General features: G+C 75.2%; 7 protein-coding genes. 3 read left to right on the forward strand and 4 right to left on the reverse strand.

Features of this window, described 5'->3' with window-relative positions; all coding sequences use genetic code 11:
* Window positions 1-112 precede the first annotated feature (112 nt).
* Complete coding sequence (locus tag IE249_RS34365; protein WP_189711263.1) at window positions 113-1,183, reverse strand: zinc-dependent alcohol dehydrogenase family protein; 1,071 nt, start codon at window positions 1,181-1,183, stop codon at window positions 113-115.
* Between the two features lie 320 nt (window positions 1,184-1,503).
* Between IE249_RS34365 and IE249_RS34370 the strand changes: the two genes are divergently transcribed.
* Both IE249_RS34370 and IE249_RS34375 read left to right on the forward strand, forming a co-directional pair.
* Window positions 1,504-2,139, forward strand: a complete 636-nt coding sequence (locus IE249_RS34370) for an Rv1733c family protein (RefSeq protein WP_229859937.1) — start codon at window positions 1,504-1,506, stop codon at window positions 2,137-2,139.
* A 249-nt stretch (window positions 2,140-2,388) separates the two neighbouring features.
* Window positions 2,389-3,741 carry a phosphoribosyltransferase family protein gene (locus IE249_RS34375; protein ID WP_189711265.1) on the forward strand — a complete coding sequence of 451 codons (1,353 nt, stop codon included), beginning with the start codon at window positions 2,389-2,391 and terminating at the stop codon, window positions 3,739-3,741.
* A 230-nt stretch (window positions 3,742-3,971) separates the two neighbouring features.
* On the opposite strand, the gene IE249_RS34380 is transcribed toward IE249_RS34375, so the two are convergent.
* Window positions 3,972-4,484 carry a flavodoxin domain-containing protein gene (locus IE249_RS34380; RefSeq protein WP_189711267.1) on the reverse strand — a complete coding sequence of 171 codons (513 nt, stop codon included), beginning with the start codon at window positions 4,482-4,484 and terminating at the stop codon, window positions 3,972-3,974.
* Between the two features lie 16 nt (window positions 4,485-4,500).
* Window positions 4,501-5,244 carry a CBS domain-containing protein gene (locus tag IE249_RS34385; protein ID WP_189711269.1) on the reverse strand — a complete coding sequence of 248 codons (744 nt, stop codon included), beginning with the start codon at window positions 5,242-5,244 and terminating at the stop codon, window positions 4,501-4,503.
* Between the two features lie 203 nt (window positions 5,245-5,447).
* Between IE249_RS34385 and ppk2 the strand changes: the two genes are divergently transcribed.
* Complete coding sequence (gene ppk2 / locus IE249_RS34390) at window positions 5,448-6,251, forward strand: polyphosphate kinase 2 (protein WP_189711271.1); 804 nt, start codon at window positions 5,448-5,450, stop codon at window positions 6,249-6,251.
* 46 nt (window positions 6,252-6,297) lie between these two features.
* Here ppk2 and IE249_RS39470 read toward each other — a convergent pair.
* On the reverse strand, window positions 6,298-6,592 hold a 295-nt coding region (locus IE249_RS39470; protein WP_229859938.1), incomplete at its 5' end, for a universal stress protein.

Consider the following 6,592-nt stretch of genomic DNA (forward strand, 5'->3'; position numbering starts at 1 on the left):
TTTCTGCCGCGTGCCTGCGCACCTGCGCCTGTGTGCCTACGCCTGCATGCCTACGAGCCTGCCTGCGTGCCTTCCTCCGGCCTTCGGCGGACCTTCCCAGCAGCCGGGCCGGTCAGGGCCCGGTCACCGGGACGACCTCGCGCTGCGGACCGCCGAGTACCACCTTGAGCGCGCCCGTCTCGGCGGCGTGCGCGAAGACGTCGTACGCCTCCTCCATGCGTTCCAGCGGGAACGTGTGGGTGACCAGCTGGGAGGCGGGCAGCCGGCCGGCGGCGGCCATCCGCAGCAGGGTCGGCGTGGAGTGGGTGTCGACCAGGCCCGTGGTGATGGTCACGTTCTTGATCCACAGGTCCTCCAGGTGCAGGGTCGCGGGCCGGCCGTGCACGCCCACGTTGGCGACGTGGCCGCCGGGCCGCACCATGCGCGTGCACAGCTCGAAGGTCTCCGGCACGCCCACCGCCTCGACCACCACGTCGGCGCCGAGCCCTCCGGTGAGGTCGGCGACCAGCTGCTCGGGGGCCTCGCGGGCGTCGGCCACCGCCTCGGCGCCCAGCTTGCGGGCGGCCTCGAGGCGTGCGGGGGCCAGGTCCACGGCGATGACGCGCTCCGGCGCGAACAGCCGGGCGGTGGCGATCGCGGCGAGCCCCACGGGCCCGGCCCCGACCACGGCCACGGTGTCCCCGGGCCGTACCCGCCCGTTGAGCACGCCGACCTCGTACGCGGTCGGGAAGATGTCGGCCAGCAGCACGGCGTCCTCGTTGGTCACCGACGCGGGCAGCGGGTGCACCGAAAGGTCGGCGAAGGGCACCCGGACATACTCCGCCTGCGTGCCGTCGACGAGGTGGCCGAGGATCCAGCCCCCGCCGCCGCGGCACTGGCCGTACATGCCCTCGCGGCAGAAGCGGCAGCGGCCGCAGGAGGTGATGCAGGAGACCAGGACCCGGTCCCCGGGCCGCACGGTGCGCACGTCGGCGCCGACCTCGACGACCTCGCCCACCGCCTCGTGCCCCAGGATCGTGCCGGGGCGCACCTCGGGCACGTCCCCCTTGAGGATGTGCAGGTCGGTGCCGCAGATGGTGACGGTGTCGACGCGTACTACGGCGTCGGTCGGCTCCTGGACGTCGGGGTCCGGGACGTCCTCCCAGGCGGCCTGCCCGGGACCGTGGAACACATAGCCTTTCATGCCGGTCTCACCCTCTTCTCGGGAGCTTGTCGGCGGCGCTTTCCCGGCAGTGGGCGCTCTCCCGGCACCACGCCGGTATTGCCCCGCAGCTCCAGCTTGTCCCGAGGACGGGGATCCCGCATGGGCCGGACGGCCCTTGCCCCCGCCGCCACGGAACGGCTTTGCTCGCGGCAGGTCCCGCGGGCGCGCCCGACGGGGCCGGCCGGCCCGGGTCCGGCGCCGAGGAGGGTCCGGTCGGCCCTCGTACGTCCCCTGACCGGCCCCTGTCGTGGCGCGCGCTCCGCTGCCACCGTGAACACGGGAAAGAGGAGGTGGCGACCGTGAGCGGCACCAGCGGCAGGAAGCCGGGCGACAGGCCCGGGAAGCCGGGGAGGACGAGGAGCGCGAGGAAGGCACGCGGGCGGGTGTGGCTGTGGCGGTGGCGCGGCAACCCCCTGCGCCGCCACGACGACGTCGTCGAGGCCTGGCTCCTGCTGGTGATGTGGGCGGTGATCCTGGTCGGCGGCGCGCTCGCCGGGACCCTGGCGGCGCGCGCGGCGGACCAGGAGTTCGCCCACCAGCGCGCGGACCGGCACCCGGTCGCGGCGGTCCTGGTCACGGACGTACCGCAGACGGCCAACGGCGGCGACGCCTACCGCGCACCGGCGAAGGTGCGCTGGACCGCGCCCGACGGCACCGCCCGCACCGGACGCGCCCTGGTGGAGACCGGACTGCAATCCGGCACCAAGGTGACCGTCTGGCAGAACGGCCGGGGCACGCTCACCACCCAGCCGCCCGGACCGACGGAGGCACGGGTCGAGGCCGCCCTCTTCGGCGCGTCGGCCGCCCTCGCCCTGGCCGGCCTCGTCTACGGCGGCACCGCCCTCGCGCGCTGGCGCCTCGACCGGCACCGCTACGAGCAGTGGGGCGCGGAGTGGGACCTCATCGGCCCCCGCTGGGACCAGAAGACCGGCTGACCCACGACCCGCACCCGCGACCCGCACCCGCGACCCGCGACCCGCACCCGCACCCGCACCCGCACCCGCACCCGCACCCGCACCCGCACGATTCGACCCCCACACTGTCCCGCGACCCCCGGGGAAGGCCGAACGGCCCTTCCCCGGGGGTCGCTCGTCTCTGCCCGCGCGGGCCGGGAGGCGTTCCAATGGGAAGTGCGGTGAGCGGCCACCGCCGCGTCACCGAGGCCACGCACGAGGAGGCGGCGCATGCGTTACGCGAACCGCGCGGACGCCGGGCGGCGGCTGGCCCGGCATCTGGAGTACCTGCGCGACACGGACCCGGTGGTGCTGGGAGTGCCCCGGGGCGGTGTCCCGGTGGCCCTGGAAGTGGCCCGGCACCTCGGCGCACCGCTGGACCTCGCCGTGGTGCGCAAACTGCGCGTGCCCTGGCAGCCGGAGCTCGGCTTCGGCGCGGTCGGCGAGCACGGGGTGCGCGTCCTGAACCAGGACGTCGTACGGGAGAGCGGTCTCGGACCGGCCGAGCGGGAGACCGCAGAGCGGGCCGCGCGCGCCGAGCTGGAGCGGCGGGTGCGCCGCTGGCGGGGCGGCCGCGAGCCACTGCCGCTGACCGGGCGGACCGCCGTGGTCGTCAGCGACTCGCTGGCCACCGGCGCGGCCGTGGAGGCGGCCTGCCGGGTGGCCCGGGCCCGGGGCGCCAGGAGCGTGGTCCTCGCGGTGCCGGTCGGCCCGGAGGCGGCGCTGCCGTATCTGCGCACGGTCGCGGACCGGGTCGTCTGCCCGCAGCCGCTGCGCCACCCGGGCTCCGTGGGCGCCTGGTACGAGGACTTCACGCCGGTCACGGACTCGGAGGTCGGCGCCGCCACCGGTACCGTGACCGCCGCCACCGGTACCGTGGCCGCCGGCGCCGTACCGGCCGGGGCGGCCGGCGGCGGCACCGCGCCCGAGCGGGAGGTGGAGGTGCCGGCCGGGCCGGCCCGGCTGGCCGCCCTGCTCACCCTGCCCCCGATGGCCCGCGCGCTGGTGGTCTGCGCCCACGGCGGCTGCACCGGACGGCACAGCCCCGAGGAGCGGTACGTCGCGGAGGCGCTCCAGCGGGCGGGCCTCGGCACGCTGCTCGTCGACCTGCTCACCGAGGAGGAGGAGCGCGACCGGCACAACGTCTTCGACATCGTGCTGCTGGCCAGGCGCCTGCACTCCGCCGTGACCCGGCTCGGCCGGGAGACCGGGCTGCCCGTGGGCCTGTGCGGGGCCGGCACGGGCTCCGGGGCCGCCCTGGCGGCCGCGGCGGACGACGGCGTACGTGCCGTGGTCAGCCTCGGCGGCCGGCCCGACCTGGCCGGACCCGCGGCGCTGGCCCGGGTGCGCGCCCCGGCACTGTTCGTGGTGGGTGCCCTGGACATCCGGATGCTCGGCCGGAACCGGGTGGCGGCGGACTGGATGCGCTGCGACCACCGCGTCGCCGTGGTCCCCGGCGCCGCGGACGTGCTCGCCGACCCCGCCTCCCGTGAGGCCGCGACCGCCCTCGCCCGGGACTGGTTCACCGCCCATCTCACGCGCCCGGAAGGGGTGTTGCGGCCCCGGCCCCTCACCACCGCGTGAGGGCGCCGCGAGGGAGCACCACGCCGCGAGCACCCTCGCACAAAAGCACCGCACGGGAGCACCACGCCACGAGCACCCCCGCACAAAAGCACCGCACGGAAGCACCGCACGGAAGCACCACGCCGCGAGCACCGCGCCGCGAACACCACCGCACAAAAGCACCGCACGGAAGTGCCCCGGCACCGGGCCACCGGTGCCGGGGCACTTCCTCCCCCTCCCCCCTCTCCGGCTCAGTGGCCGCCGGACCCCTCCCCCGTCATCTGCCCGGCGATACGGTCCGCCCAGGCCTCGATCGCGGGGAAGTCGCGGAAGTCCCCTCCCTTGCCCTGCTTGACGATCATGCGGGCCATCCTGCCCTTCGCGCCCTCCTCCAGCCGGCCGCCGAAGGTCGCGTGCTCGCTGACGTCCAGCCGGGCCATCGCGCGCCGCACCCCGGGCACGGGCGGGATGTCCCGCTCGGAGGCCGAGGCGTCCAGCGGGCCGCTGCTGAAGAACCAGACCGGGCGGCCCGACAGGGACCGGCGGTGGCGCCGCACGAAGCGGCGGGCGTCCTTGTGCCAGCGTCCCGCGTACAGCCCGCCGCCGACGACTACGGCGTCGTAGGCGGACACCGCGGACACCTGCCCGGCGGGCAGGGCCTCCGCGTCCAGGCCGTCCTCGCGCAGGGTCCGGGCGACGGCCTCGGCGATCTGCGCCGTGGATCCGTTGGCCGATCCGTAGGCGACCAGCACCTTCTCCGCCATGGCGGTCCGCCTCCTCTCACCGTCCGCGCAGCCAGTTGTCGGCCACGCCGTGCAGGGCCTGCTCCTCCGGCTGCACGCGGGTGTCGTCCAGCCGGTAGGTGAGCTTGTCGACGACGTCGACCACGCCGTCGATCTGCCGGGTCATCGACACGGCGATCTCGGTGTCGCTGCGCCGCTCCATGTGGCCGCCCAGGGTGACGACGCCCTCGGTCACGGACACGGAGACGGTGCGGGGCGCCAGCCACAGGGTCCGTACCAGCACCTCGCGGACGACCTCGTCGCGGATCTCGCCGTCCGGGCGCAGGAATACCCGCAGCAGGTCGCGCCGGGTGACGATGCCGACCAGCCGGTCCTCCTCGTCCACCACGGGCAGCCGCTCCACGCGCCGCCTCGCCATGGTCCGGGCGGCCTCGACGATGGTCGCGTCGGCGTGCACGGTGACGGGCGGCTCGGTCATCAGCTGGCCGGCGGTGCGGGCCCTGGCCTTGGCGGCGCGCCGGCGGGAGCCGGCGGTGAGCGCGGTGAGGTGCGCGTACCAGGGGCGTCCGTCCGCCTCGCAGGGGCCGGCGGGCGTGTGCGCCTGGCGCATCATCAGGTCGGTCTCCGAGATGACGCCGATGACCTGGTCGTCCTCGTCGACCACGGGCAGTCCGCTGACGCGGTGGTCGGCGAGCAGGCGTGCGACCTCCTTGAACGGAGTGCCGTACCCGGCCCGGACGACCTCGGTGGTCATCACGGAGCCGATCTTGTCGTGCTTCATGTCCGTTCCCTCCTCTGCCCTTGAGGCCATCGGCGTTGCGTGTCGTGCCTCGACGCTTCGAGCATCCCGCGGTGCGGGTGGCCCTCCCATGGGCTGTTGGGGGGCGGCCCTGGGGCCGGTCGGCCCCAAGTCGCGCCCCGCGCCGGGCCTGCCGCCGGACCCCGCGGGTGCGCGGGCCGCCGCCGGAAAGTACGGTGCCTGCTGTGGGCGACAAGAAGGCGGCGAAGCTGCCGCGCAAGGCGTACGAGAGCGAACTCCTGCGTCTGCAGACGGAGTTGGTGAGGCTCCAGGAGTGGGTGCGGGCGACCGGCGCGCGGCTGGTGGTGGTGTTCGAGGGGCGGGACGCGGCCGGCAAGGGCGGCACGATCAAGCGGGTGACCGAGCACCTCAATCCGCGCGTCGCCCGGATCGCGGCGCTGCCGAAGCCGACCGAGCGCGAGCGCACGCAGTGGTACTTCCAGCGCTACGTGGAGCAGCTGCCGGCCGCGGGCGAGATCGTGCTGTTCGACCGGTCCTGGTACAACCGGGCCGGGGTGGAACACGTGATGGGCTTCTGCACCAAGGACGAGTACCAGCGGTTCCTGCGCCAGTGCCCGATCTTCGAGCGGATGCTGGTGGAGGACGGGATCCTCTTGCGCAAGTACTGGTTCTCGGTGAGCGACGCCGTGCAGCAGGAGCGGTTCAGGCGCCGGCTCGAGGACCCGTTGCGGCGCTGGAAGCTGTCGCCGATGGACCTGGAGTCCATCACGCACTGGGAGGCGTACTCGCGGGCCAAGGACGAGATGATGGTGCACACCGACATCGCGGAGGCGCCCTGGTACGTGGTGGAGAGCGACGACAAGCGCCGCGCCCGGCTGAACATGATCGCCCACCTGCTGGACAGCGTGCCCTACCACGAGGTGTCCCCGCCGGTGCTGGAACTGCCCGAGCGCCCGCGGTCCACGGGGTACGAGCGCCCGCCGCGCGATCTTCAGACCTACGTCCCCGATCACGCGGCGGACCTCTGACCTCCCGCACCGGTGGCACCGGCGCGGGAGGCCGCCGCCCACCGCCTCAGCCGCGTCGCGGCACCACGGCGACCGGGCAGGCCGAGTGGTGCAGCACGGCGTGGGCGACCCGGCCGAGCTGGATGCCGAAGCGGCCCTCGCCGCGTCGGGCCCCGACGACCAGCAGGTCGGCCTCGTGCGCGGCGGCCAGCAGCACTCCGCGGGCCGGTCCCTCCACGGCACTGCGCTGCACCTTGACGCCCGCCGGAACGTCCCGCAGGGCGGCGTCCAGGGCCTCGACGGCCCCCACCTCCTCCAGTCCGGGCTGGCCGTCGATCAGCGGGTGGCCGACGCCCTCGCGC

The sequence above is a fragment of the Streptomyces anandii JCM 4720 genome, from assembly GCF_014650655.1.
Lineage (GTDB): Bacteria > Actinomycetota > Actinomycetes > Streptomycetales > Streptomycetaceae > Streptomyces > Streptomyces anandii.